At 71.1% G+C, this 23682-nt stretch carries 25 protein-coding genes; 14 read left to right on the plus strand and 11 right to left on the minus strand.

Features of this window, described 5'->3' with window-relative positions; translation table 11 throughout:
- Positions 1-8 precede the first annotated feature (8 nt).
- Both mdoH and NFT33_RS02675 read right to left on the minus strand, forming a co-directional pair.
- Entirely contained in the window at positions 9-2174 is a 2166-nt protein-coding gene (mdoH, locus tag NFT33_RS02670; RefSeq protein WP_251672964.1) for a glucans biosynthesis glucosyltransferase MdoH, read from the minus strand.
- Positions 2175-2197: 23 nt separating this feature from the next.
- On the minus strand, positions 2198-3802 hold the full coding sequence (locus NFT33_RS02675; RefSeq protein WP_251672966.1) for a glucan biosynthesis protein G: 1605 nt from the start codon (positions 3800-3802) through the stop codon (positions 2198-2200).
- 230 nt (positions 3803-4032) lie between these two features.
- On the opposite strand from NFT33_RS02675, the gene NFT33_RS02680 reads away from it, so the two are divergent.
- Positions 4033-4944 carry a YbgC/FadM family acyl-CoA thioesterase gene (locus tag NFT33_RS02680; RefSeq protein WP_251672968.1) on the plus strand — a complete coding sequence of 304 codons (912 nt, stop codon included), beginning with the start codon at positions 4033-4035 and terminating at the stop codon, positions 4942-4944.
- Here NFT33_RS02680 and NFT33_RS02685 read toward each other — a convergent pair.
- The 3 genes from NFT33_RS02685 to ygfZ are packed head-to-tail and all read right to left on the minus strand — an operon-like array spanning position 4898 to position 7249.
- On the minus strand, positions 4898-5938 hold the full coding sequence (locus NFT33_RS02685) for an NRDE family protein (protein ID WP_251672970.1): 1041 nt from the start codon (positions 5936-5938) through the stop codon (positions 4898-4900). The two genes, NFT33_RS02680 and NFT33_RS02685, sit on opposite strands and share 47 nt — an antisense overlap.
- Positions 5913-6239, minus strand: coding sequence for a DUF4936 family protein (locus NFT33_RS02690; RefSeq protein WP_251672972.1), 327 nt, complete (start codon positions 6237-6239; stop codon positions 5913-5915). The genes NFT33_RS02685 and NFT33_RS02690 overlap by 26 nt, the downstream gene beginning before the upstream one ends.
- Positions 6240-6262: 23 nt before the next feature.
- Entirely contained in the window at positions 6263-7249 is a 987-nt protein-coding gene (ygfZ, locus tag NFT33_RS02695) for a CAF17-like 4Fe-4S cluster assembly/insertion protein YgfZ (protein ID WP_251672974.1), read from the minus strand.
- Between the two features lie 79 nt (positions 7250-7328).
- Here ygfZ and mltG point away from each other — a divergent pair, with 79 nt between their 5' ends.
- The 5 genes from mltG (at position 7329) to NFT33_RS02720 (ending at position 11377) form a co-directional block, all read left to right on the plus strand.
- Positions 7329-8360, plus strand: a complete 1032-nt coding sequence (gene mltG, locus NFT33_RS02700; RefSeq protein WP_251672976.1) for an endolytic transglycosylase MltG — start codon at positions 7329-7331, stop codon at positions 8358-8360.
- Between the two features lie 84 nt (positions 8361-8444).
- Positions 8445-9059, plus strand: coding sequence for a dTMP kinase (gene tmk, locus NFT33_RS02705; RefSeq protein WP_251673054.1), 615 nt, complete (start codon positions 8445-8447; stop codon positions 9057-9059).
- Entirely contained in the window at positions 9056-10084 is a 1029-nt protein-coding gene (locus tag NFT33_RS02710; protein WP_251672978.1) for a DNA polymerase III subunit delta', read from the plus strand. The genes tmk and NFT33_RS02710 overlap by 4 nt, the downstream gene beginning before the upstream one ends.
- A 103-nt stretch (positions 10085-10187) precedes the next feature.
- Positions 10188-10568: a PilZ domain-containing protein gene (locus NFT33_RS02715; RefSeq protein ID WP_251673056.1), complete on the plus strand. Its 381-nt coding sequence runs from the start codon at positions 10188-10190 to the stop codon at positions 10566-10568.
- 29 nt (positions 10569-10597) lie between these two features.
- A complete protein-coding gene (locus NFT33_RS02720) occupies positions 10598-11377 on the plus strand; it encodes a TatD family hydrolase (RefSeq protein WP_251672980.1) in 780 nt (259 codons plus the stop codon).
- A 15-nt stretch (positions 11378-11392) separates the two neighbouring features.
- Here NFT33_RS02720 and NFT33_RS02725 read toward each other — a convergent pair whose 3' ends face one another.
- A complete protein-coding gene (locus NFT33_RS02725) occupies positions 11393-11953 on the minus strand; it encodes a LuxR C-terminal-related transcriptional regulator (RefSeq protein WP_149503584.1) in 561 nt (186 codons plus the stop codon).
- A 78-nt stretch (positions 11954-12031) separates the two neighbouring features.
- Between NFT33_RS02725 and NFT33_RS02730 the strand changes: the two genes are divergently transcribed.
- Positions 12032-12733: a CoA transferase subunit A gene (locus tag NFT33_RS02730; protein ID WP_149503583.1), complete on the plus strand. Its 702-nt coding sequence runs from the start codon at positions 12032-12034 to the stop codon at positions 12731-12733.
- Positions 12734-12761: 28 nt separating this feature from the next.
- Complete coding sequence (locus tag NFT33_RS02735; RefSeq protein ID WP_251672982.1) at positions 12762-13400, plus strand: CoA transferase subunit B; 639 nt, start codon at positions 12762-12764, stop codon at positions 13398-13400.
- 30 nt (positions 13401-13430) lie between these two features.
- On the opposite strand, the gene NFT33_RS02740 is transcribed toward NFT33_RS02735, so the two are convergent.
- Genes NFT33_RS02740 through NFT33_RS02750 form a run of 3 tightly spaced genes read right to left on the minus strand, consistent with a single transcriptional unit; the run spans position 13431 to position 16118 of the window.
- The gene (locus NFT33_RS02740; RefSeq protein WP_149503581.1) at positions 13431-14174 is read right to left on the minus strand and encodes an arginyltransferase; all 744 of its coding nucleotides are present in this window, start codon (positions 14172-14174) and stop codon (positions 13431-13433) included.
- Entirely contained in the window at positions 14171-14965 is a 795-nt protein-coding gene (gene aat / locus NFT33_RS02745) for a leucyl/phenylalanyl-tRNA--protein transferase (protein ID WP_251672984.1), read from the minus strand. Before aat ends, NFT33_RS02740 begins: the two co-directional genes overlap by 4 nt.
- A 19-nt stretch (positions 14966-14984) precedes the next feature.
- Positions 14985-16118, minus strand: a complete 1134-nt coding sequence (locus NFT33_RS02750) for an AIR synthase-related protein (protein WP_251672987.1) — start codon at positions 16116-16118, stop codon at positions 14985-14987.
- A gap of 44 nt (positions 16119-16162) precedes the next feature.
- Between NFT33_RS02750 and dnaX the strand changes: the two genes are divergently transcribed.
- From dnaX to recR, 3 genes are all read left to right on the plus strand, one after another.
- Complete coding sequence (gene dnaX, locus NFT33_RS02755; protein WP_251672989.1) at positions 16163-18103, plus strand: DNA polymerase III subunit gamma/tau; 1941 nt, start codon at positions 16163-16165, stop codon at positions 18101-18103.
- Positions 18104-18198: 95 nt separating this feature from the next.
- Complete coding sequence (locus tag NFT33_RS02760; protein ID WP_037478571.1) at positions 18199-18525, plus strand: YbaB/EbfC family nucleoid-associated protein; 327 nt, start codon at positions 18199-18201, stop codon at positions 18523-18525.
- Between the two features lie 25 nt (positions 18526-18550).
- Entirely contained in the window at positions 18551-19156 is a 606-nt protein-coding gene (gene recR, locus NFT33_RS02765; protein ID WP_220787447.1) for a recombination mediator RecR, read from the plus strand.
- Positions 19157-19172: 16 nt separating this feature from the next.
- On the opposite strand, the gene NFT33_RS02770 is transcribed toward recR, so the two are convergent.
- The gene (locus NFT33_RS02770) at positions 19173-20810 is read right to left on the minus strand and encodes a transglycosylase SLT domain-containing protein (protein WP_251672991.1); all 1638 of its coding nucleotides are present in this window, start codon (positions 20808-20810) and stop codon (positions 19173-19175) included.
- Entirely contained in the window at positions 20807-21598 is a 792-nt protein-coding gene (gene gloB, locus NFT33_RS02775) for a hydroxyacylglutathione hydrolase (protein WP_220787446.1), read from the minus strand. Before gloB ends, NFT33_RS02770 begins: the two co-directional genes overlap by 4 nt.
- 25 nt (positions 21599-21623) lie before the next feature.
- Between gloB and NFT33_RS02780 the strand changes: the two genes are divergently transcribed.
- The 3 genes from NFT33_RS02780 to NFT33_RS02790 are packed head-to-tail and all read left to right on the plus strand — an operon-like array spanning position 21624 to position 23673.
- Entirely contained in the window at positions 21624-22457 is an 834-nt protein-coding gene (locus NFT33_RS02780; protein ID WP_244954484.1) for a class I SAM-dependent methyltransferase, read from the plus strand.
- Entirely contained in the window at positions 22454-22957 is a 504-nt protein-coding gene (gene rnhA / locus NFT33_RS02785; RefSeq protein ID WP_251672993.1) for a ribonuclease HI, read from the plus strand. Before NFT33_RS02780 ends, rnhA begins: the two co-directional genes overlap by 4 nt.
- The gene (locus tag NFT33_RS02790; protein ID WP_251672995.1) at positions 22954-23673 is read left to right on the plus strand and encodes an alpha/beta fold hydrolase; all 720 of its coding nucleotides are present in this window, start codon (positions 22954-22956) and stop codon (positions 23671-23673) included. The genes rnhA and NFT33_RS02790 overlap by 4 nt, the downstream gene beginning before the upstream one ends.
- The last annotated feature ends 9 nt before the right edge of the window (positions 23674-23682 follow it).

The following is a 23682-nucleotide window of genomic DNA, read 5'->3' on the forward strand; positions in this document are numbered from 1 at the left end:
CGGCGGGCTCAGGCCCTGCTGCGGCTTGAGCGCATCGGCCGGTTCTTGCGTGTCTTGCCCCCCGCAGTCGCCGTCGCGGCCTGTCGCGCCAGGCGGACATCGAGCTGCCGCACCGCGGTGGCCGCGCCGACTGCGGTCGGCAGCAGTTCGACCGGTGCGGCAGCCGGCACCAGGACCGAGGACAGATCGCTGGTGGCCGGCGTGCCCAGCGCCAGCGCCAGCATCGGCAGACCCAGCGCCAGGGCGGGCAGCCGGTTCAGGCGGCGGTGCAGACGGTAGCGGGCGCGCTGCCGTGGCGGCTCGGCCAGACGGCGCGGCGCGGACGAGATCGGCGCCAGCCGCAGCCCCTGCAGGCCCGCCGAGCGGCGCAGCACCTGGGGCGGCCGCCGCTCCTGAGGCACCCGCCACAGACCGAGCCGACCGAACCAGCGGCCCGGCGCCGCCTGGCTGGTGGCCACCACCAGCGGCACCGCCAGCATCAGCGGCACCGTCAGCAGCGCCAGCCGCAGCGCCATCGCCGGCTCGATCAGCACCAGCACGGCGGTCAGTGCGGTCGCGCCCAGCGTCCACGGGCCCAGACGCTGCCAGGCCTCGCGCCAGTCGATGGCATGGCTGCGGCGCAGCGGCGACTTCCATTCCAGCTTCCAGCCCGCCAGCGCCACCAGCACGAACAGCGAGTGCGCGACCATGCGCACCGGCGCCTGCAGCGTGGCCAGCAGCGCCTCGAGCAGTGCGCCGCCCAGCAGCGCGCGCCGCCCGCCGAAGGCCGCCGTCTCGCCGCGCTGCCACACCGCCAGCACGCCCAGCAGGCGCGGCAGCAGCAGCATGACGCCGGTCATCAGCCACAGGCCAAGCATCGCGGGGTTCTCGCTGCTGCCCGGCAGCAGCGCAGCGTCGCCGCCGGTCAGGCCGAGCACCACATAGGCCAGCCACAGCGGCGCGCTCAGGTAGGACATCGCGCCGGTGGCGAAGAGCGCGCGGTGCACCGGGCGCAGCCCCGGCTCGGCGATCAGGCGGGCGTTCTGCAGATTGCCCTGGCACCAGCGGCGGTCGCGCTGCAGCTCGTCGAGCAGGTCGCCGGGGAGCTGCTCGTAGCTGCCGTCGAGCTCGGGCACCAGCCAGACTTCGAAGCCGGCGCGGCGCATCAGCGCCGCCTCGACGAAGTCGTGCGACAGGATCTCGCCCGAGAGGCCGCCGCGGCCCGGCAGCCGCGCCAGCGCGCAGTGCTTCATGAAGGGCTCGACGCGCAGGATGGCGTTGTGGCCCCAGTAGTGCGAGTCGCCGAGCTGCCAGAACTGCAGGCCATGCACATAGAGCCGGCCGAGCACCCGGCTGGCGTACTGCTGCGCACGGGCATGCAGGCTCTGCTGGCCGCAGCCCACCGGCGCGGTCTGGGCGATGCCGACCTGCGGGTGGGCTTCCATCAGGTCGACCAGCTGCGTCAGGCAGCGGCCGGTCATGACGCTGTCGGCGTCGAGCACCACCATGTAGCGGAAGGCGCGGCCCCAGCGCCGACAGAAATCGGCGACATTGCCGGCCTTGCGGCCGCTGCGGCGCCGGCGCCAGCGGTAGTGCACCGGCGGCAGACCGTCCTGGCGTGCCTGCGCGGCCAGACGCTGCCAGGCCTGCTGCTCGTCGGCCAGCAGGCCCGCGTCGCGGGTGTCCGACAGCACGAAGAACTCGAAGCCCGCGCTGCGCCCGGTGCGCGCCAGCGACTCGGCGGTGGCGCGCAGGCCGGCGAAGACCGCCTCCACATCCTCGTTGCAGATCGGCATGATGATGGCGGTGCGTGCGGCTGGGTCGGGCACACCGTCGGTGCGGACCGACAGCGCCTGCGCATCGCCCGTCAGCAGCCGGCGCCAGCCCATCAGCGCGGTCACGAAGCCGGCCGAGACCCAGGCGAACAGCAGCGCCAGCAGCGCCGAGCGGGCCAGCTCGGCCAGACCCATCTCGGCCGGAGAGCGATGCGACCACTGCAGGCCCAGCGCCAGCAGCGTGACCGCCAGCATGGCCAGGCCGAGCGCGCCGCGCCGGCGCTGCGCCGCGCCCTGCCAGGCCGGCGGCGGGCCGAGGTCGCGGGCCGGGCCGGCCAGCCCCTTGAGCCCGCGGCGCCAGCCCTGCCACGGCTGCGGCGTCATGTGGCCGCGCACCAGCGCCGGCATGGCGGATGGCATGACGGATGTCCTGAAGTGCTTTGTCATCGTTTCTGTTCTCCCTCGGGTGGCAGCGCCAGGCTCCAGGTCTCGGTCAGCACGTCGCGGCCCTGCATCAGGTAGCCGCGCAGCTCGACCGGCCGGTCGGCGCGCAGGCGCTCGGCGCGCAGCGTCATGCGCCAGCCCGGCGTCTGTCCTCCAGCCTGTCCGCCCGCCTGCGGGTGCGGCTGGACCCGCACCTCGCGGATGCGGGCATTGGCCAGCGCCTCGACCTGCGGGCGCACCGGCTCGGCACCGGCGCCGGTGCGCACCGCGTCCAGCGCCGGACCGGCGAAGTCGACATGGAACTGCAGCTCGTCGCCCTGGGCGGTGTCGTAGCCGTGGCCGCGGCGGGTCTGCACCGTCCAGCCGCCCGGACGCGCCGGCGGCTGCTCGCTGAACCAGTGCAGCGTGTAGGCCAGATCGATCGGCTGCAGCGGCGCGCCCGGCGCCGGCAGCGTCTCGGGCACCCAGTAGGCGGCGATGTTGTCGTGCGTCTCGTCGGGCGTCTGGAACTGCAGCAGCTCGACGCGGCCGGGGCCCCAGTCGCCGCGGGGCTCGACCCAGGCGCTCGGGCGGCGCTCGTAGTGCGCCTCCAGATCCTCGTAGCTGGCGAACCGGCGGTCGCGCTGCAGCAGGCCGAAGCCGCGCAGCGCCTGCGGCCCGTCGAGCATGAAGGAAGTGACGAAGGCGCCGGCGCGCGGATTGTTCAGCGGCCGCCAGATCCACTCGCCGCGGCCGGTCAGGATCTGCAGGCCGTCGGAGTCATGCACCTCGGGGCGGAAGTCGCCAGGACGTGGCTGGTTCTCGCCGGACAGGAACATGCTGGTCAGCGGCGCCAGACCCAGCGTGGCGACCCGGCCGCGCAGGAACAGCCGCGCCTGCACCTCCACCCGGGTCGTGCCTTCGGGGCGGCGGCCCGGCGTGATGTCGAAGCGGTAGGCGCCGGTCACCCGCGGCCCGACCAGGCGCGCATACAGCGTCATGCGCGTCGCGTCGGGCGCAGGCTTCTCGAGCCAGAAGCGGTCGAAGCGCGGAAATTCCTCGCCCTGGCCGCCGGTGGTGTCCACCGCCAGGCCGCGGGCCGACAGGCCGTACTGCTGGCCGGCCCCCAGCGCGCGGAAATAGCTCGCGCCCAGGAAGACGATCAGCTCGTCGCGGTAGTCCGGACGGTTCAGCGCGGTGTGCAGTCGAAAGCCCGCGACCTCGGCCGCCGCACCCGGGCGGACCAGCGCCGGCAGCTTTGCGGCATTGCGGCCGTAGTCGAAGGCGGAGGCCGGCACCTGCAGCGGCTGCACCCGGCCCTGCGCGTCGATCTCCTCGATCTGCAGCGGCTGCGAGAAGCCCCGTCCGGCATGGAAGAACATCAGCTCGAAGGGCCGGTCCTGCCACAGCGCCCGCTCCGGGCGGAAGCGGATGTCGCGGTAGTCGTCATAGCTCAGGTCGAGCAGCGCGCGGTGGCGGCTGGGCGGCGCGTCTCGCCAGGGCTGCAGCGCCAGCGCGCGGGCCTCGGCCGCGACCTCGTCGAAGCCGAAGGCCAGGGCAGCGCTGGCCGCACCGAAGGTCTGGGCGATGACGAACAGGCCGCTCAGGATGGACCGGGCCTGCATGCGCCGCCGTGAATGCGGTGCCGCTCGGCGATACTCCCGGGTGCTTGGCGAATCTTTCAGAACCGGCCTCCATGCATGTCTGTTTCATTGCAGTCTGGAGAGCAAAAATTAAGGTTTTCCCGGATCGCCGGCGATCGACATTCATGCTGAGCCTTGGCTTAAGCGCGAACAAATCTGATACAAATGGACGACAGCTGGCCCCTGGACGCCAGCAGACTGGAAGGCCCGCGATGACCTTGCGACGACACCACCGCTTCACCCACCGCCTGCGCGTGCGCTGGGCCGAGGTCGATGCCCAGCGCATCGTCTTCAACGGGCACTATCTGATGTACTTCGACACCGCGATGGGCGAGTACTGGCGCGCGCTGGGGCTGCCCTACGAATCGGCGATGGCGCGGCTCGGCGGCGATCTCTATGTGCGCAAGACCACGCTCGACTACCACGCCAGCGCACGCTACGACGAGCTGCTCGACATCCATGTGCGCTGCGAGCACATCGGCAACACCTCGATGCGCATGCACTGCGTGGCCTACCGCGCCGACACGTTGCTGGTCAGCGGCGAGCTGGTCTATGTCTTCGCCGATCCGCAGACCCAGCAGAGCCGGCCGATCCCGACCAGCCTGCGCGATCTGGTGCTCGACTTCGAGGCCGGCGCCGAGATGCTCGACATCCAGGTCGGCCCCTGGCCGCAGCTCGGGCTGTCAGCTCGCGAGGTCCGCGAGGAGGTCTTCGTACGCGAGCAGGGCATCCCGAAGGATCTGGAGCTCGACGAGGCGGACCAGACCGCGGTGCATGCGTTGGTCATCAACCATCTGGGCATGCCGCTGGCCACCGGCCGGCTGACCCGGCTGGAGCCGGGCGTCTCGCGCATGGGGCGCATGGCGGTGGTGGCGTCGATGCGAGGCAGCTCGGTCGGCAGCCGGGTGGTGCGCGCGCTGCTGCAGGCCGCGCACGATCAGGGCGACCACACCGTGCTGCTGCATGCCCAGCAGTCGGCGGTGCCGTTCTACCGTCGCTTCGGTTTTGTCGAAACCGGACCGCACCATGAGGAAGCGGGCATCGTGCATGTGACGATGGTGCGCCGCCTGGATGATCTCAGCGCCGGGAGGGGCTCGCCGGTGCTCTCGGGCGGGCCGGCTTGAGCAGGCCGCGCACCCGGGGCATGACCACCCGGGCGGTCGGTGCGGCGGCAGTCTCGGCGCTGTCGCGCTCGTCGAGCGCCTCGTCGCGCACCGGCGAGTCGAGGCTGCCGCGGTGCGCACGCATGCGCGTCTCGACCAGCACCGGCTCGGTCTGGTAGCGCGGCGGCCAGTCCTTCAGCGTGGCACGGCGCATCAGCGCCAGGCCGGGGCCGGCCGGATGGCTGCGCTCGTACACCTGGGTGAGCAGATGGCGGCCGACCCGCTCGGTGATCAGCACCGTCGAGCAGCGGGTGCCGTAGCGGCCGTCGGCGGTACGCACGAAGATCGACGACAGCTCGCGCTCGAGCGCGAGCGGCACGCCGGTCGAGGGCAGCTGCGCATCGGGCGCGATCTGGCGATCGGCCAGCAGCGCCAGCAGCTGCTGGGCCAGCAGGTCGGCGGCCGGGGCGGCGGCGGCGCTGCCAGCCGCCTCGGCGGTGGCTGCGGCCATCGCGGCATCGACCTGGGCGCGCAGCCGCGACACCTTCGGCCAGGGCTCGTCGAGACCGCCGTTGGACAGGCCGAACAGGCCGCGCTCCAGACGCACCGGCGAGCGGGCGTGGTTGCTCATCCACCAGCAGTCGCCGCGCGCGAAGTCGGCCGCGATCAGGTTGAAGCCGTTGTGGCCGCGCAGCGCGCTGCGCACCCAGAAGCGGTCGGGTGGACTCTCGGTCGTCAGCCATTCCGGCACCAGGCGACCGCGCGAGGGCGCCGTGTCCTCATGGCGCGACGGGTTGCGCACATTGGTCAGCAGCGCCAGCCGGCCGGCCGAGCTCAGGCCCAGCCAGGTGCCGCCCGAGGACTGGTCGCGCCCCGACAGCACCTCGGTCTCGCTGGCGGGCGGCATCCACCAGCCCATGCGCGTCGCCGGTCGGTCGAAGAACTCGTCGCGGTTCGAGACAAGCACCAGCGGAAAGCGCCGGCTGTGGTCAATCGCAAGAACGGCGATGCACATCGGGGTGGGGCAGTTCGGTGAACAGCTCGGTGAAGACTTCGACATGCCGCGGACCGATCCGGGTGGAGGGCCACGACGACAGCAGTTCCTCAATATCCGTCACCATCGCCGCCTGCAAGCCGTCCGGATGGTGGTGGATCTCCATGATGGTGAGCATTCCATCACGGGATTCCGGCCTTCTCAACCACCGGCTGCGCAGGCCCGGGCAGCGAGCCGCCAGCCGAGGTACCAGCTCGTCCAGCTCGGAGGCGAAGGCCTGGGCATCCGCCTCGGCGATGCGGTAGTAGATGTAGAGCTCCACGCGGCAACGCGGGTCGATGGTTGTCAGGCCGATGTCGGGGCAGCGGCCTCGTGCGGCAGCGCGTAGGGCAGCGGCAGCAGCGCCAGCAGCGGGCCGTCGGCCGCGCCCAGATGCAGCGTGCCCGACTGCGTGACCGCGATCTTCAGCTCGGCCAGCGCCGCATGGCTGCTGCCGGACAGCTCCGGCGCCGCCGCGGCGATCACGCCGGCGGGCTGGCCGGCATCCTCGCTCCAGAAGATCTCCTGGCCGGGCTGCATGGGCACGGTGGCCCCGAGCAGGAAGCCGCGCCGCTTGAGCTTGCCCAGGTACTGGCTGCGCGCCACCACTTCCTGGCCGGGATAGCAGCCCTTGCGGAAGTCGACGCCGCCGACCAGCTCGTAGTTCAGCATCTGCGGCACGAACTGGCCGGAGGTCGCGGCGTTCACCTGTGCCACGCCGGTGGCCAGCTCCAGACGCGCCCACTGCGACGGCTGCAGCGCCGGCAGCGCGGCCAGCACCGCCTCGGCCTGCGCGATCGGGCCGATCCACAGCCAGACCGGCACGTCGGCGCCGTCCAGCCGGGCCGGCTGCAGCCGGATGACCATCGCGCCGTCGCGATCGGCCTTGTCCCAGGGCGCGGCCGGTGCGCTCTCGCCCAGCCAGGCGGCGGCACGGGCGCCGGCCAGGCCGACCACCGCCAGCTCCGCGCTGGCGTCCGACAGCTTCGCCTTGGCGCGCAGCACGAACATCGACAGGCGCTTGAGCGTGGGCGCCAGCACATCGGCGCTCAGGCTCAGCCACAGCTCCTCGGGGCCGCTGCGGGCGAAGACCAGGCTGGCGAGCATGCGGCCCTGCGGACTGCAGTAGGCGCCCAGACGCGCCTGGGCGCTGCCGAGCCGGCTGACATCGTTGCTGAGCTGGCCATGCAGGAAGCTGGCGGCATCGGCGCCGACGGCGCGAATGACGCCACGGTCGGTCAGGCGGCAGGCACCGCCGGACGGCAGGGGAGAGTTCGGGGTCGAGGTGTCCATGAGCGTCATTATGATGAGCGGCTATGCATCGTGCTGTCACTCTGTCATCCCCGGCTGTCATGGCGGCCCGCGATCTGTCATGAAACGGTTTCGTCGCTGGGTGATCGGCGGGGCCGCGCTGGCCATCGCCCTGGTCCTGGCGCTGGCCGCCGCCGCCAGCTGGGTGCTGTCGCCGATGCCTCAGGTGTCGCCGCCGGGCCAGTCGGGCGCTGCGGTCGAGCTGGATGTGCAGCCCGGGCGCTCGCCGCGCCAGATCGCCGCCGATGCGGTCGAGGCCGGTCTGCAGGTCTCGCCCTGGCTGCTCTACCAGTGGTTCCGCTGGTCGGGCGATGCCCGGCTGATCCGCGCCGGCAGCTACGAGATCGAGCCCGGCACCAGCCCGCGCGAGCTGCTGCGCAAGCTGGTCGACGGAGACCAGACGCTGGCGCGGGTGCGACTGATCGAGGGCTGGACGCTGCGCCAGCTGCGCGCCGAGCTGGCACGCGCGCCGGCGCTGCGGCCCGACAGCAGCGCGATGAGCGACGAGCAGCTGATGAGCGCGATCGGCGCCACGGCCGGCACCGCCGCCGAAGGCCGCTTCTTTCCCGACACCTATGCCTATGCGCCGGGCAGCAGCGATCTGGCGGTGCTGCGCCGCGCGCATGCGGCGATGGAGCGCCGGCTGCAGGCGGTCTGGGCCCAGCGCCCGGCCGACTCGCCGCTGCGCGATCCGGCCGAGCTGCTGACGCTGGCCTCGATCATCGAGAAGGAGACCGGCCGCCATGAGGACAGGCCGCTGGTCGCCGCCGTCTTCATCAACCGGCTGAGAATCGGCATGCCGCTGCAGACCGATCCGACGGTGATCTACGGCCTGGGGCCGTCCTTCGACGGCAATCTGCGCAAGCGCGATCTGCAGGCCGACACCCCGTTCAACACCTACACCCGCAAGGGTCTGCCACCGACGCCGATCGCGATGCCGGGCCAGCAGTCGCTGGAGGCGGCGATCTGGCCGGCGAGCAGCCGGGCGCTCTACTTCGTCGCCCGTGGCGACGGCAGCAGCCAGTTCAGCGAGACGCTGGCCGACCATAATCGCGCCGTCGACCGCTACCAGCGCGGCGCGGCCGCCCGCTGAGGCGGTGCGGCTCCATCTTCTTCCGTCGTTTTCCGCCGACTTGACCGCTTCATGTCCCAGTCCTGTGCCGCTCCCGATCCCGCCTTGCTGGCCGGACGCTTCATCACCATTGAGGGCATCGACGGTGCCGGCAAGTCCACCCAGGTCGAGCGGGTGGCCGCGCGCTGGCGTGCGGCCGGCCTGGAGGTGGTGCGCACCCGCGAGCCCGGGGGCACGCCGCTGGCCGAATCGCTGCGCGAGCTGGTGCTGCACCGCACGATGGACACGCTGACCGAGACGCTGCTGGTCTTCGCCGCACGTCGCGACCATCTGCGCGAGGTGGTGGAGCCGGCGCTGGCGCGCGGCGCGGTGGTGCTGTGCGACCGCTTCACCGATGCGACCTTCGCCTACCAGGGCGGCGGGCGCGGCTTCGACCTGGCGGTGCTGGCGCAGCTCGAGCACTGGGTCCAGCAGGGCCGTCAGCCCGACCTGACCTTCTGGTTCGATCTGGCGCCCGAGATCGCCGCGCGCCGCCGCGCTGCCGCCCGCGCGCCCGACCGCTTCGAGAGCGAGGACATCGCCTTCTTCGCCGCGGTGCGCGAGGGCTATGCGCGGCGCTTCGACGCCACGCCGCAGCGTGTCGCCCGCATCGACGCGGAATGCACGCCCGAAGCGGTCGCCGCGCAGATCGATGCCGCGCTGGAGGCGCGCGGGTGGTGAGTTCGGCATTGCATCCCTGGCTGGACACGCCGCTGCGCGAGGCGCTGTCGCATCAGCAGGCCCATGCGCTGCTGGTGCAGGGCGCGCAGGACCGCGGGCCGCTGGATTTCTCGATCGCGCTGGCCCGGGCCTGGCTGTGCGAGACCCCGGCCCGCCAGCGGCCGGGCGGACTGGCCTGCGGCCGCTGCGGCGGCTGCCATCTGGTGGACGAGCGCTCGCACCCGGACCTGCGTCTGCTGGTGCCGGAGTCGCTGCGGGCCGCCGCCGGCCTGCCGGCCGACGAGGCGGGCGAGAGCAGCAGCGCCAAGACCCGCAAGCCCAGCCGCGAGATCAAGGTCGACGCGGTGCGCGCGGCGCTCGAGTTCATCGGTCTGACCCCGTCGCGGGCGGGCCTGAAGGTGCTGCTCATCCATCCGGCCGAGGAGCTCAATCTGGTCGCGGCCAATGCGCTGCTCAAGACGCTGGAGGAGCCGCCCGGCCCGATGCGCTTCGTGCTGGGCTGCGGTGCGCCCCAGACGCTGCTGCCGACCCTGCGCAGCCGCTGCCAGAGCGTGGTGCTGCCGCGCCCGGACCGCGAGGCCGCGCTGGCCTGGCTGCAGGCGCAAGGGCTGCAGGATGCGGCGATCGTGCTCGATGCCTGCGGTGGCGAGCCGCTGCGCGCGCTCGAGCAGGCCCGCGAGGGCCGCGATGCCGAGGCGTGGCGGCGCTTTCCGTCGCAGGTGATGCAGGGCGACGGTGCGGGCCTGGCCGGCTGGCCGCTGCCGGTGCTGGTCGAGGCGCTGCAGCGCCTGTGCGAGGACCGGCTGCGTCAGGCGCTCGGTCTGCCGGCGCGCTCCTTCCCGCAGCTCGAGCCGCTGAAGGCACCGGTGGCGACCACGCGCATGATCGCCACGCTGACCGAGACCGCCGCCTGGCTGCGCACCCGCGCCGCCCAGGCCGATCACCCGTGGAGCGCGCCGCTGGCGATCGAGGCGCTGCTGCAGCGCACCCGCAGCGCGCTGGACGCACGGTCACGGCCGCTCTGAGCGCAAGCGGACCGCCGTTGCGCCGAACGATGCATTACCCTCCTGCGCACTCCCCCGATCAAGCACACCCATGAGCAGCGAATTCAATTCCCGGTCCGGCTCGATGCCGTTTCAGCCCGCCGCTGGCGCCAATCCGCCACCCGCACCGCGGCCCAGCGTCATCCAGCTGGTCTTCAAGGAAAAGGGCGCGCTCTATGCGGCCTACATCCCGCTGTTCGCCGAAGGCGGCCTCTTCGTGCCGACCACCCGCGACTACCGGCTGGGCGATGATGTCTACCTGCTGCTGACGCTGCCCGAGGATCCCCAGCGCTATCCGGTGGCCGGCAAGGTCGCCTGGGTCACGCCGCCGAATGCCTCGGGCGGACGCACCCAGGGCGTGGGCGTGCGCTTTCCCGTCGACGAGAAGACCCGGGTGCTGCGGGTGCGCATCGAGGAAATCCTCGGCACCGCGATCCACTCGCCCAAGCCGACGCAGACCATCTGAAGCCGAACTTCGTCTCCATCCCTGTTCCCATGTTCATCGATACCCACTGCCACCTGACATTCCCCGAGCTGCGCGAGCGCTGGGACGACATCCGCGCGGCGATGCGCGCGGCGCAGGTGGAGCGCGCCATCGTCATCTGCACGACGATCGAGGAGTTCGACACCGTGCACGCGCTGGCCGCGCAGCACGACTTTCTCTGGTGCACCGTCGGCGTCCATCCGGACAACGAGGATGTGCACGAGCCCGACGTGGCCGAGCTGGTGCGCCTGGGTCGGCGCGACCGGGTGGTGGCGGTGGGCGAATGCGGCCTGGACTACTACCGCCTGGGCGAGCGCACGCTGGCCGACATGGAGTGGCAGCGCGAGCGCCTGCGCACCCATGTGCGCGCCGCGCGCGAGCTGGGTCGCCCGCTGGTGATCCACACCCGCAGCGCCGCCGAGGACACGCTGCGCATCCTGCGCGAGGAGAACGCGGCCGAGGTCGGCGGCGTCTTCCACTGCTTCACCGAGACCCTCGAGGTCGCCCGCGCGGCGCTGGACCTGAACTTCTCGATCTCCTTCTCGGGCATCCTGACCTTCAAGAATGCCGCCTACCTGCGCGACATCGCCGCGCTGGTGCCGCTGGAGCGCTGCCTGATCGAGACCGACAGCCCCTATCTGGCGCCGGCGCCGCACCGCGGCAAGCTCAACACCCCGGCGCTGGTGCCCTTCGTGGCCCGGCAGCTCGCCGAGATCAAGGGGCTGGAGCTGGAGACGGTCGCGCGCGCGACCTGGGACAACGCCTCGCGCATGTTCGCGCTGCCGGACTGAGACGGCCTTGGGCCGCTATCGACTCAGCAGCCGATTGACCAGCTCCGGCGTGGTGGCCGCCTCGTACTTGCGCATCAGCCGGGCGCGGTAGACATCGACGGTGCGCGGGCTGATGCCCAGATGCCGGCCGATCAGCTTGCTGGTCAGCCCCTCGACCAGCAGCGCGGCGATCTCGCGCTCGCGCGGGGTCAGGTCGGACTGGATGCGGCGCTTCTGCGACAGGTCCTCGAAGGTCCAGATGCCGGCCGCATGCGGATCCTGCGGATCGAGCGCGCGGCCGCTGACATGGCACCAGAACAGCTCCTGCTGGCCGGGCGCGGCATGCAGGCGCTTCATCACCCGGTCGTCGGCATAGCGGCCCTCGGCATCGAGGCTGGCGACGATGCGCTGGCCGGTGCGCTCGAACTCGGCGCTGCTCGGGTAGAGCACCTCGAAGCTCTGGTGGATCAGCTCGTCGCGGCGCGCACCGAACATGTCCAGCACCAGGCGGTTGCAGTCCACCATCAGCCTATGGCGCGACAGCACCAGGCCGACAGGGGCGAGATCGAAGGCAATCCGGTAATCCAGCTCAACCATTACTCAATTCTACGTAGCCCCTACGTAAGGCATTACGCATTACAGTCTGCCCGTCCGAATTTTCCGGAGACAGAGCGCATGAACAAGGTTTACCCGAGCGCCGCAGCGGCGCTGGAAGGCATCGTCCGCGATGGTCAGCTGATCGCCGTCGGCGGCTTCGGCCTGTGCGGCATTCCCGAGGCCCTGATCGACGCGCTGCGCGACAGCGGCGTCAAGGACCTGTCGGTCATCTCGAACAATGCCGGCGTCGACGGCTTCGGTCTGGGCAAGCTGCTCGAGACGCGCCAGATCAGGAAGATGATCTCGAGCTATGTCGGCGAGAACAAGGAGTTCGAGCGCCAGTACCTGGCCGGCGAGCTGGAGCTGGAGTTCACGCCGCAGGGCACGCTGGCCGAGAAGCTGCGCGCCGGCGGCGCCGGCATTCCGGCCTTCTTCACCAAGACCGGCGTGGGCACGCTGGTGGCCGAGGGCAAGGAGCTGCGCCAGTTCGATGGCGAGACCTATGTGATGGAGCGCGCGCTGACGCCCGAAGTGGCGCTGGTCAAGGCCGATGTCGCCGACATGTCGGGCAATCTGCGCTTCAACAAGACCGCCCGCAATTTCAATCCGGCCGCGGCGATGGCCGGCAGGATCTGCGTCGTCGAGGTCGAGCGCATCGTGCCGACCGGCGCGATCGAGCCGGACGACGTGCATCTGCCGGGCATCTATGTGCACCGCATCGTGCACAACCCGACGCCCGAGAAGCGCATCGAGAAGCGCACCATTCGCGATCGCAAGTAATTCGAAGCCCCCTAGGAGAGCATTCATCATGGCCTGGACCCAAGACCAGATGGCCGCCCGTGCGGCGCAGGAACTGCAGGACGGCTTCTACGTCAACCTCGGCATCGGCATCCCGACGCTGGTGGCCAACCACGTGCCCGACCACATCGAGGTGTGGCTGCAGAGCGAGAACGGCATGCTGGGCATCGGCCCCTTCCCGTACGACGACGAGGTCGATCCCGACCTGATCAACGCCGGCAAGCAGACGGTCACCACGCTCAAGGGCTCGTCGATCTTCGGCAGCCACGAGAGCTTCGCGATGATCCGCGGCGGCAAGATCAATCTGTCCATCCTGGGCGCGATGCAGGTCACCGACAAGGGCGATCTCGCCAACTGGATGATTCCCGGCAAGATGGTCAAGGGCATGGGCGGCGCGATGGACCTGGTCGCCGGCGTCAAGCGCGTGATCGTGCTGATGGAGCATGTCGCCCGCAAGAAGGATGGCACCACCGACCTGAAGATCCTGCCGCAGTGCACGCTGCCGCTGACCGGCCAGGGCGTGGTCGACCGCATCATCACCGATCTGGGCGTGATGGACGTGACGCCCGAAGGTCTGAAGCTGGTCGAGCTGGCACCGGGCGTGACCCGCGAGGAGATCCAGTCGAAGACCGGCGTGCCGCTGATCTGACCTGATCTGAACTGAACTGAACGGGCGGGCTCAGCCGCGCCGGATCCAGTGTCCGGCGCTGAGCAGCTCATGCGGCCGGAAGCGCTCCTTGTAGGCCATCTTGGCGCTGCTCTCGATCCAGTAGCCGAGATAGACATGGGGCAGCTTCAGGGCGCGCGCCTGCTCGATCTGCCACATGACGTTGAAGGTGCCGTAGCTGGCACCGGTGTCGTCCGGGTCGTAGAAGGTGTAGACCGCCGACAGGCCGTCGTTGAGCACATCCAGGATCGAGACCATCTTCAGCGCGCCCGGCCGGCCATCGGCCAGTGGCGGCGCGCGGAACTCCACCAGCCGCGAGTTGACCCGGCTCTGCAGCAGGAACTGGGTGTACTGGTCGACCGAGTCCTGGTCCATGCCGCCGCCACTGTGGCGGGCGGTCTGGTATTTCAGATAGAGCGCGTAGTGCTCCGGCACGAAGCGCAGCCGGGTGACCGCCACCTGCAGGTCGGCATGATCGCGCCAGGCGCGGCGCTGGCTGCGGCTGGCGCGGAAATCGTTCACCGGAATGCGCAGCGGCAGACAGGCGCGGCAGCCATCGCAGTGCGGCCGGTAGGTGAACAGGCCGCTGCGGCGGAAGCCCGCGGCCACCAGACCGGAGTAGGTGTCGGCGTTGATCAGGTGCGATGGCGTGGCCACCTGCGACCGCGCCATGCGGTCGGCCAGATAGCTGCAGGCATACGGCGCGGTGGCGTAGAACTGCAGTTCGGCGAGGGGAAGATCCTGAGGGTGCGTCACGCGGGATCGGGCAGACGGTTCATCAGTGGATCGGCCTCGGGGCCGGCCTCGAGCGGCAGCTGCCGCCACAGTTCGCGATGATAGGTCCACTGGCCGGGTGATGGCAGCTCCACCACCTGATCCAGATGGCTGACGAACACCTCGCGCGCGACCGGTGCCGCACCCATCGAGGCCAGATGGCGGGTCTGCTGCTGGCAGTCGATCCAGTCGATGCCCGTCCGCCGGCAGAAGGCCACCAGCGCAGCCAGCGCGATCTTCGACGCGTCGGTGCTGCGCGCGAACATCGATTCGCCGTAGAACATCCGCCCCTGGCAGACGCCGTAGAGGCCGCCGACCAGCTCGCCGTCGATCCAGGTCTCGAAGGAATGCACCTCGCCGGCGGCATGCCACTGGCGGTAGGCGCGCATCAACTCCGGCACGATCCAGGTGCCGACCTGGCCGTCCCGGGGCGTGCTTGCACAATGGGCGATCACCCGGTCGAAGGCCGCGTCGATGCGGATCTCGCAGCCCGGCGTGGCGATGAAGCGCCGCAGCGTCTTGCGCAGCGAACGGTGCAGCCGGAAGTCGGCCGTCTTCAGCACCATGCGCGGCGCGGTGCACCACCAGAGAATGGGCTCGCCGCGGCTGTACCACGGGAAGATGCCGCGCCGGTAGGCCTGGCGCAGCCGCGCGATCGTCAGGCGCCCGCCCGCGCACAGCAGGCCCGGCGCCTCGCTGTCGGGGCCGAGCGCGCGTTCGAGCGGCGGGAACGGCAGGCTGCCGTCGTCGTCGTCGGGCAGCCAGTCGATCATCGATCGCGTGCCTGTCGGTTCAGCGCAGCTGCAGGTCGTCGTTGCCGAACTCGATGCCCAGCGGCTCGATCAGCAGGCGCTTCGGGCCGGCCTCGACGGTGCCGGCGTGCCAGGCGGCGATGCCCTGGGTGCGCGCGATCTCGACGGTGCGCTCGGCGTCCTCAGGCTTCACGAAGATCGCGAAGCCGGCGCCCATGTTCAGCGTCGAGTAGGCTTCGCGGTCGTCCTGCTTGGCCTGCTCCTGGATGAACTTCAGCACCGGCGTGACCGGCGGCACGGTGTGGATGCGGTAGGTCAGCTCGCTGGGGTGGCGCAGCAGCTTGCGCCAGCCGTGGCCGGTGATGTTGGCGCAGTAGCGCGGCGCCACGCCGGCCTTCCACAGCGCTTCGGTGACCGGCGAGTACAGCACGGTCGGCGCCAGCAGCGCCTCGCCATAGGTGACGCCCGGGGCGATCTCGGTCAGGTAGCCCTGGGGCAGGCGCTCGACCAGCTTGCGCGCCAGCGACAGGCCGTTGGCGTGGATGCCGCTGGATTCCAGCAGGATGATCGCGTCGCCGGCGCCGAGCTGGTCGCCCACCGACAGGCGCTCCTTCGGGTTGATCAGGCCGGTGCAGGAGGCAGCCAGGTCGATGCGGCCTTCTTCCACGATGCCGGCCAGCGCCGGGGTCTCGCCGCCGCCCCAGGCGACGCTGCAGACCTCGCAGGCGCGCTTCCAGCCGGCCACCAGCGCCTGGGCGCGCTGGTTGTCGCCGAACCAGTCCGAGCCGCCGGCGGCCCAGTAGGCCTGCACCACCAGCGGCGTGGCGCCGACGGTGATCAGGTCGTTGATCGCCATCGCGATGGTGTCCTGCGCGATGCCGTCGTAGAAGCTGCGGCCGGTGAGCTTCGCCATCTCGTCGGCGACGAGGGTCTTTGTGCCCAGGCACTCGACGATCGAGGCCAGGTAGAAGGGGCCGACGTCGACGACATAGGCCGATTCGCCGCGCGAGGCCGCGACTTCGGTGAAGCCGTGCGCGGCCAGATGGCGGGCGGTGGCGGCAGCGGCGCGCTGCGCGGTGACCTTCAGCGGATCGATCAGGTCGTAGTTGACGCCGGCCTGCTCGTAGCTGAGCGTGCCGTTCGGGTCGTGGGAGGGAGCGGCGTTTTGATTCATGGGGCGGGATTATCGGTCAGCCGGGCCGCCTACAATCCGCCCCCATGTCCTATATCGTCCTTGCCCGCAAGTACCGGCCGCGCCGCTTCACCGAGATGGTGGGGCAGGAGCATGTCGTGCAGGCCCTGGGCAACGCGCTGACCCGCCAGCGACTGCACCATGCCTACCTGTTCACCGGCACCCGCGGCGTCGGCAAGACGACCGTCTCGCGCATCCTCGCCAAGAGCCTGAACTGCACCGGTCCGGACGGGCAGGGCGGCATCACCGCCGAGCCCTGCGGCGTCTGCAACGCCTGCCGCGACATCGACGCCGGCCGCCATGTCGACTATGTCGAGCTGGACGCCGCCTCCAACCGCGGCGTCGACGAGATCAGCCAGCTGCTCGACCAGGCGGTCTACAAGCCGGTGGCCGGGCGCTTCAAGGTCTACATGATCGACGAGGTGCACATGCTCTCGACGACCGCCTTCAACGCGATGCTGAAGACGCTCGAGGAGCCGCCCGAGTACCTGAAGTTCGTGCTGGCCACCACCGATCCGCAGAAGGTGCCGGTCACGGTGCTGAGCCGCTGCCTGCAGTTCAACCTGCGCCCGATGGCGCCCGAGACGGTCCAGCGCCACCTCGGCACCGTGCTGCAGGCCGAAGGCATCGAGGCCGAGGCCGGCGCCTTGCGCCAGCTCTCGCGCGCCGCGCGCGGCTCGATGCGCGACGCGCTGTCGCTGACCGACCAGGCCATCGCCTTTGGCGGCGGCGCGCTGCAGGAGGCGGCGGTGCGGCAGATGCTGGGCTCGGTCGATCGCAGCCATGTCGTGCGCATCGTGCAGGCGCTGGGCGCCGCTGACGGCGCGACGCTGGTGCGTGCGGTCGACGAGCTGCGGGGCCTGGGTCTGTCGGCCGCCGGCACGCTCGAGGATCTGGCCACGCTGGCCCAGCAGATGGCGCTGGCGCAGGCGGTGCCGGCCGCGCTCGATCCGGCCGACCCCGAGACCGCCACCGTGCATGCGCTGGCGCCGCTGCTCGACCCGGACGAGACGCAGCTGCTCTACAGCATCGCGCTGCACGGCCGCGCCGAGCTCTCCCTGGCGCCCGACGAATACGGCGGCCTGATGATGGTGCTGCTGCGCCTGCTGGCCTTCCGGCCGCAGGGCGCCGCGCCGCGTCGGGTCGAGCTGCCCGCCGAGGTGGCACCGGCGCCCGCCGCGCCTTCCGCGCCTGTGGCTCGCCCTGCGCCTGTGGCCGCGCCGGCACCGGCCCCCCTGCCTGCACCTGCGCCCGTCTCTGCGCCTGAACCCGCAGCGCAGGAAGCACCGCGTGTCTCGCGCGAGCTGCGCCGGCCGCTGGAGGCGCGAGCCCGCATGCCGGTCGAGCCGCAGGCCACGCCGGCGCCCGTCCGGGCCCCGGCGGCCCGCGCCTCGGTGCCGCCGTGGGAGGACGAGCCGCCCGGCTGGGACGACATCCCGCCCGCCGACGAGAACGCACCGGCGGCGGTGCTGTCTCAGGACGAGCCCGTGCGCCCGGCGTCCGAGCCGACGGCTGCGCCGGCGTCGCTGCGCCCGCGCCCGGTGCAGATGGACGAGGTGCTCGACGACCCGCTGGTCACCCGCTGGTGCGATCTGTTCCAGCGCCTGAGCGAGCGTGCCCTGGTCAACGGCCTGGTGCGCGAGCTGGCCTGGCAGGCGCAGTGCATCGCCATCGAGCCCGGTGCGGGCAGCCTGCGCTGCGTGCTGCGGGTCGAGCGCGAGTCGCTGCGCCAGAGCGGTCACCGCGACCGGCTGCAGGCGGCGATCACCGAGCTGGTCGGCCAGCCGGTCATGCTGGAGATCACGCCCGGTGCGGTCACCGACAGCCCGTCGCGGCGCGAGACCCAGCGCCGCGAGCGTGCCCAGCATGAGGCCGAAGGGGCGATCACCGACGACCCCATGGTGCAGGAGCTGCTCGCGCGCTATCCCGGCGCGCGCATCGTGCCCGGCTCGATCCGACCGAACTGAACCGGCCGGCAGCATCGACTCCAGCACGACTGAACGACGCTTCGATCCTTGCGGATCCGATCTTTTTTCTCGCTCCCTCCAAGAAAGGAACATCCATGTTCAAAGGACAGATCGCCGGCCTGATGAAGCAGGCCCAGGCCATGCAGGACAACCTGAAGAAGGCCCAGGAGGAACTCGCGCTGATCGAGGTCGAGGGCCAGTCCGGCGCCGGCCTGGTCAAGGTCGTCATGACCTGCAAGCACGATGTCAAGCGCGTCACCATCGACCCGAGCCTGCTGGCCGACGACAAGGACATGCTGGAAGACCTGGTGGCCGCGGCCTTCAACGACGCGGTGCGCCGCGCCGAGGAACTCAGCCAGGAAAAGATGGGCAAGCTGACCGCCGGCATGCCGCTGCCCCCGGGCATGAAGCTGCCGTTCTGAGCCGCACCGCACCGCGCGCTCCGCGATGACAGGCTCCGCCGCACCGCCCGACGCGATGCTTGCGCTGGTCGAGGCGCTGCGCCGGCTGCCCGGCGTGGGCGTCAAGTCGGCGCAGCGCATGGCCTATCACCTGCTGCAGCATGACCGCGACGGCGCGCTGCGGCTGTCGCAGGCGCTCGACCATGCGGTGCACGGCATCCGCCACTGCGAGCGCTGCCACACCTTCACCGAGCAGCCGGTCTGCGCGACCTGCCTCGATCCGGCGCGCGACACCCGGCTGCTGTGCGTGGTCGAGACCCCGGCCGACCAGGCCGCGGTCGAGCGCACCGGCACCTACCGCGGGCTCTATTTCGTGCTGATGGGGCGGCTCAGCCCGCTCGACGGCGTGGGCGTGCAGGACATCGGCCTGCCCGAGCTGCTGGCGCGGGTGCGCGAGGGCGAGGTGCGCGAAGTGATCGTCGCGACCAATTTCACTGCAGAGGGCGAGGTCACCGCCCATGCGGTGGCCGAGGCGCTGCGTCCGCTGGAAGGCGTGCGGGTGACGCGCCTGGCGCGTGGCGTGCCGATCGGCAGCGAGCTCGAGTACGTCGATCTCGGCACCATCGCGCACGCCTTCTCGGAAAGGCGCTGAACGCGAAGGCTCCGGCTTACTTGCGCGCCAGGCGGGTCGGGCGGATCTTCATGCCCTTGGCGGCGCCGCCCCGGTTCGGGCTGGCGGCCGCCATGCGCACCGGCTTGCCCGCCTTGGCCTTGGCCAGCGCACGGCCTTCGGCCACCGGTGCGATCCTGCTGCCGGTCGGCACCCAGATGACCAGCGCCTGCGCCTTGCGGAAGCGGGTGCCGTCGTCGATGCGGTTCCAGGCAGCGATCTGGTTCGCGCTCACCCGGTAGCGCTTGGCCAGCGCGGCCACGGTATCGCCCTTGCGGGCCTGGATGGCCACCTTGCGCAGCGGCGGCACGTCCGGCGCCAGCGCCATGTGGGCGTTGTCGGCGACATGCTCGGGCACATCGGCCGCACGGGTCTCGGCACGCTGCACCAGCAGCGCGGAGCCGGCCTTGACCAGCATCTTCGGCGGGATCCGGTTGATCTCGCGCAGCTCTGCCTCGCTCATGCCGACCAGCTCGGCCGCCTGGGCGGTCTTCATCGTCCTCGGCGCGACCCAGGCGGTCCAGCTCGCCAGCGGCCCCTGGTGCGAGGCCAGGCGCTTCACGAAGGTGTCGGCGCTGCTGTAGGGCAGCAGGATCTGCGGCGTGCCGGCGGCCAGGATCACCGGCTTGTTCATCTGCGGATTGAGCGCCTTGAACTCCTCGAGCGGCAGTCCGGCCAGTCGCGCCGCCACCGCCACGTCGATGTCGCGACGGATCGGCACGCTCAGGAAATAGGGATGGTTCTCGAGCTTGGGCAGCGCCAGACCGAAGTTCTGCGGTGCCAGCACGATGTTCTTGACCGCCTGGAACTTCGGCACGTAGTGGCGCGTCTCCGCCGGCATCGACAGGCTCTCGTAGTCGGTGGGCAGGCCGGCGCGCTCGTTGCGGGCGATGGCGCGCTTGACGTTGCCTTCGCCCCAGTTGTAGGCGGCCAGCGCCAGCTGCCAGTCGCCGTTGAACATCTTGTTGAGCCGGCTCAGGTAGTCGAGCGCGGCGCGGGTCGAGGCCAGCACGTCGCGACGATCGTCGCGGAAGAGGTTCTGCTTGAGGTCGTAGTCCTTGCCGGTCAGCGGCATGAACTGCCACATGCCCGAGGCGCGGGCCGAGGACAGTGCCTGCGGATTGAAGGCGCTCTCGATGAAGGGCAGCAGCGCCAGCTCGGTGGGCATGCCGCGGCGCTGGACTTCCTCGACGATGTGGTAGAGGTAGCGCGAGCCGCGGTCGGTCATGCGCTGCACATAGTCCGGACGGCTGGCATACCAGCGCTCGTGCTGGCGGACCAGCTCGTTGTCCAGATCCGGCATGCCGAAGCCGGTGCGCACGCGCACCCAGAGATCCTTGCGTGCCTTCTCGGCATCGATCACGCCCTGGCCATCCGGCGACAGCGGATCGACCGGCATGCCGGCGGCATCACGAGGATCCTCGAGCACCGGTGCGGCGGCCGGCGCGGCCGCGACCTGTACGGGCAGCGGGGCCAGCGGGCCTTCCGCACTGCGGCCCTGGGCCGGCAGATCGCGCGAGCCGACGGTGGTGATCTGGGGCGGCGGCTGCACGCCGTCGTCGACGGTGGCGCAGCCGGCAAGCGCCATCATCAGCGTCGACAGGGCAAAGGTGGCACGGCGGGGAGAGCGGTTCATCGGTAGGTGTCTTTCCACTGTCGGATCGCAGCGAAGACCGAGACCGGATCCAGGGCGGCCGCACCTTGCGCAGCCGCACTCTCGATCACCCCGGGCTGCTCGCAGCGCAGGAAGGGATTGATCTCCCGCTCGAGGCCGAGCGTGCTCGGCAGCGTCGGGAGACCGCGTTCGCGCAGGCTCTTGCACTGCGTCTCGTGGCGGACCACGGCCAGATTGTCAGGCTCGACCGCGCGTGCGAAGCGCAGGTTGGCCAGCGTGTATTCGTGCGCACAGCATACCTGCGTGTCCTCCGGCAGCGCCGAAAGCCGCACGAGCGAGCGGTGCATCTGCGCGGCCGTGCCCTCGAACAGCCGGCCGCAGCCGGCCGAGAAGAGGGTGTCGCCACAGAAGAGCACGGGAGTCATGCCATGATTTTCGCAGATCGGGCGAATCACGAAGGCCCGATGACCGCGGGTATGGCCGGGCACCTCGAAGACCGTGATCGACCAGGGGCCGATCTCGAAACGGTCACCGTCATGCACCGGCTCGACCGGCACCGGCATCGGCTCGTCGGAGGGCCCCAGGATGCGCGCGGTGCACCCGTGCGCCGAGCCGGCCAGGGCCTGCAGACCGCCGACATGATCGCCATGATGGTGAGTCACTAGAATGCCGCTCAGATGCAGCCCCAGCCGCTCGAGCGTCTCGAGCACCGGCGTGGCATCCCCCGGATCCACCACCAGGGCCTGCCGGCCGTCGTGGAGCATCCAGATGTAGTTGTCGGCAAAGGCGGGCAGCGCGATCAGATTCATGGCACAGGATTCGCTGATTATAGAGATGGCCCCCTGGCTGGAATCTCCGGCCGGACGCTATCTGCTGGCCTGGGAGCAGCGCCAGCTCGACCATGTGGTGGCGGACATCTTCGGCTATCACGCAGTGCAGCTGGGCTGGCCGATGGTGCAGGCCCTGCGGGCCAGCCGCATCAGCCACCGCTGGCTGCTCAACGACGGCACGCTGGAGGCCGGGCCGGATCTGGCGCTGCTGCCGCCGGGCGGCCTGGGCGCGGGCGGCAGTCCGCCCGAGGGCGGCGGCGCGCTGGCGGTGAGCGTGCTCAGCGCCTTCGAGACGCTGCCCTTTCCGTCCGGCAGCCTGGATCTGGTGGTGCTGCCGCACACGCTGGAGATGAGCGGCGACGCGCACCAGACGCTGCGCGAGGTCGAGCGGGTGCTGATGCCCGAAGGCCGGGTGGTCATCGTCGGCTTCAATCCGCTCAGCCTGTGGGGCGCCGCGCATGGCCTGGAGCGGCTGGGCGTGCCGGGCTGGCGCGGCCGCACCGGACTGCCGGCGCATGGCACCGGCGAGCTCATCGGCTGGCGCCGGCTGCGCGACTGGCTGCGGCTGCTGGGGCTGGAGGTGGAATCGGGGCGCTTCGGCTGCTACCGGCCGCCGTTCAGCACGCAGCGCTGGCTCGAGCGCAGCGCCTGGTGCGATGCGGCGGGCGAGCGCTGGTGGCCGGTGCTGGGCTCGGTGTACCTGATGGTGGCGGTCAAGCGGGTGAGGGCGGTGCGCCTGCTCGGCGGGCCGCAGTGGAAGATCAACCGACGACGCCGGGCGGCCGCTCCGGCCGTCGTCACCCGCGGCCGACCCGTGCCGCGTTGCGAGGACCGATGAACGACAGCAAAGACAGCGCGCCCCCGGTGCGGGCGCCGATCCGCCGGCCCCAGGTCATCATCTACACCGACGGCGCCTGCAAGGGCAACCCCGGCCCGGGCGGCTGGGGCGCCTGGCTGCGCAGCGACGGCCACGAGAAGGAGCTGTGCGGCGGCGAGAACGGCACCACCAACAACCGCATGGAGATGACCGCGGTGATCGAGGCGCTGGCCAGCCTGAAGCGCACCTGCGACGTGGTGCTCTACACCGACAGCGAGTACGTCAAGAACGGCATCACCACCTGGATTCACGGCTGGAAGGCGCGCGGCTGGAAGACGGCCGCCAAGCAGCCGGTGAAGAACGTCGAACTCTGGCAGCGCATGGACGCGCTGTCGCAGCTGCACAGGATCGAGTGGCGCTGGGTCAAGGGCCATGCAGGCGATCCGGGCAACGAGAAGGCGGACGAGCTGGCGAACCGCGGCGTGGACATGGCCCGCGCCGGCACCGGAGCCCCGCGATGAGCGCGCTGGTGCTGATCCACGGGGCCTGGCACGGCGCCTGGTGCTGGCGGCGGGTGCTGCCGGGGCTGAGGGCGGCGGGGCACGAGGCGCATGCGGTCACGCTCACCGGCGTGGGCGAGCGGGCACATCTGCTGCGCCCCGACCTGCGCCTGCGCGACCACATCGCCGACGTGCTCGGCCTGATCGATGCCGAGGAGCTGGGCGACGATCTGGTGCTGGTCGGCCACAGCTACGGCGGCCTGGTGATGACCGGCGTGGCCGATGCGCTGCTGGCCCGCGGGCTGAAGCCGCGCCATCTGGTCTATGTGGACGCGGTGACGCCGCATCCGGGCGAATCCTGGTCCAGCCAGCACGCGCCGGAAACGGTCCGGGCCCGCCTGGAGGCCGCCGCGCAGCGCCCCGACGGCGCGATGCCGCCGCCGGATGCGGCCGTCTTCGGCCTGGACGGCGCCGACCGCGACTGGGTCAACCGCCGCCAGACGCCGCAGCCGGCAGGCGTCTACCAGGACCGACTGGACTTCGACGCCGCGCGCATCGCCACGCTGCCGCGCACCTTCATCGACTGCACCGCGCCGGCCCTGCCGACGATCGCGGTGATGCGCGAGCGGGTGCGCCGCGAGCCTGGCTGGCAAGTGGTCGAGCTGGCCACTGGCCACGATCCGATGATCAGCGCGCCCGAGGCGCTGGTGAAGCTGCTGCTGGACTGCACACGCTGAGCCGGGCGC

The sequence above is a fragment of the Sphaerotilus sp. FB-3 genome (assembly GCF_023706025.1).
GTDB lineage: Bacteria > Pseudomonadota > Gammaproteobacteria > Burkholderiales > Burkholderiaceae_C > Sphaerotilus > Sphaerotilus sulfidivorans.

Coding starts and splice junctions, on each gene's coding strand:
- ygfZ (WP_251672974.1), bottom strand. CDS start 7,249: ATGGACACCTCGACCCCGAACTCTCCCCTGCCGTCCGGCGGTGCCTGC.
- NFT33_RS02790 (WP_251672995.1), top strand. CDS start 22,954: ATGAGCGCGCTGGTGCTGATCCACGGGGCCTGGCACGGCGCCTGGTGC.
- dnaX (WP_251672989.1), top strand. CDS start 16,163: ATGTCCTATATCGTCCTTGCCCGCAAGTACCGGCCGCGCCGCTTCACC.
- NFT33_RS02720 (WP_251672980.1), top strand. CDS start 10,598: ATGTTCATCGATACCCACTGCCACCTGACATTCCCCGAGCTGCGCGAG.
- NFT33_RS02725 (WP_149503584.1), bottom strand. CDS start 11,953: ATGGTTGAGCTGGATTACCGGATTGCCTTCGATCTCGCCCCTGTCGGC.
- gloB (WP_220787446.1), bottom strand. CDS start 21,598: ATGAATCTGATCGCGCTGCCCGCCTTTGCCGACAACTACATCTGGATG.
- NFT33_RS02770 (WP_251672991.1), bottom strand. CDS start 20,810: ATGAACCGCTCTCCCCGCCGTGCCACCTTTGCCCTGTCGACGCTGATG.
- NFT33_RS02780 (WP_244954484.1), top strand. CDS start 21,624: ATGGCCCCCTGGCTGGAATCTCCGGCCGGACGCTATCTGCTGGCCTGG.
- mltG (WP_251672976.1), top strand. CDS start 7,329: ATGAAACGGTTTCGTCGCTGGGTGATCGGCGGGGCCGCGCTGGCCATC.
- NFT33_RS02675 (WP_251672966.1), bottom strand. CDS start 3,802: ATGCAGGCCCGGTCCATCCTGAGCGGCCTGTTCGTCATCGCCCAGACC.
- NFT33_RS02730 (WP_149503583.1), top strand. CDS start 12,032: ATGAACAAGGTTTACCCGAGCGCCGCAGCGGCGCTGGAAGGCATCGTC.
- rnhA (WP_251672993.1), top strand. CDS start 22,454: ATGAACGACAGCAAAGACAGCGCGCCCCCGGTGCGGGCGCCGATCCGC.
- NFT33_RS02760 (WP_037478571.1), top strand. CDS start 18,199: ATGTTCAAAGGACAGATCGCCGGCCTGATGAAGCAGGCCCAGGCCATG.
- NFT33_RS02685 (WP_251672970.1), bottom strand. CDS start 5,938: ATGTGCATCGCCGTTCTTGCGATTGACCACAGCCGGCGCTTTCCGCTG.
- aat (WP_251672984.1), bottom strand. CDS start 14,965: ATGATCGACTGGCTGCCCGACGACGACGACGGCAGCCTGCCGTTCCCG.
- recR (WP_220787447.1), top strand. CDS start 18,551: ATGACAGGCTCCGCCGCACCGCCCGACGCGATGCTTGCGCTGGTCGAG.
- NFT33_RS02715 (WP_251673056.1), top strand. CDS start 10,188: ATGCCGTTTCAGCCCGCCGCTGGCGCCAATCCGCCACCCGCACCGCGG.
- NFT33_RS02750 (WP_251672987.1), bottom strand. CDS start 16,118: ATGAATCAAAACGCCGCTCCCTCCCACGACCCGAACGGCACGCTCAGC.
- mdoH (WP_251672964.1), bottom strand. CDS start 2,174: ATGCCATCCGCCATGCCGGCGCTGGTGCGCGGCCACATGACGCCGCAG.
- NFT33_RS02680 (WP_251672968.1), top strand. CDS start 4,033: ATGACCTTGCGACGACACCACCGCTTCACCCACCGCCTGCGCGTGCGC.
- NFT33_RS02735 (WP_251672982.1), top strand. CDS start 12,762: ATGGCCTGGACCCAAGACCAGATGGCCGCCCGTGCGGCGCAGGAACTG.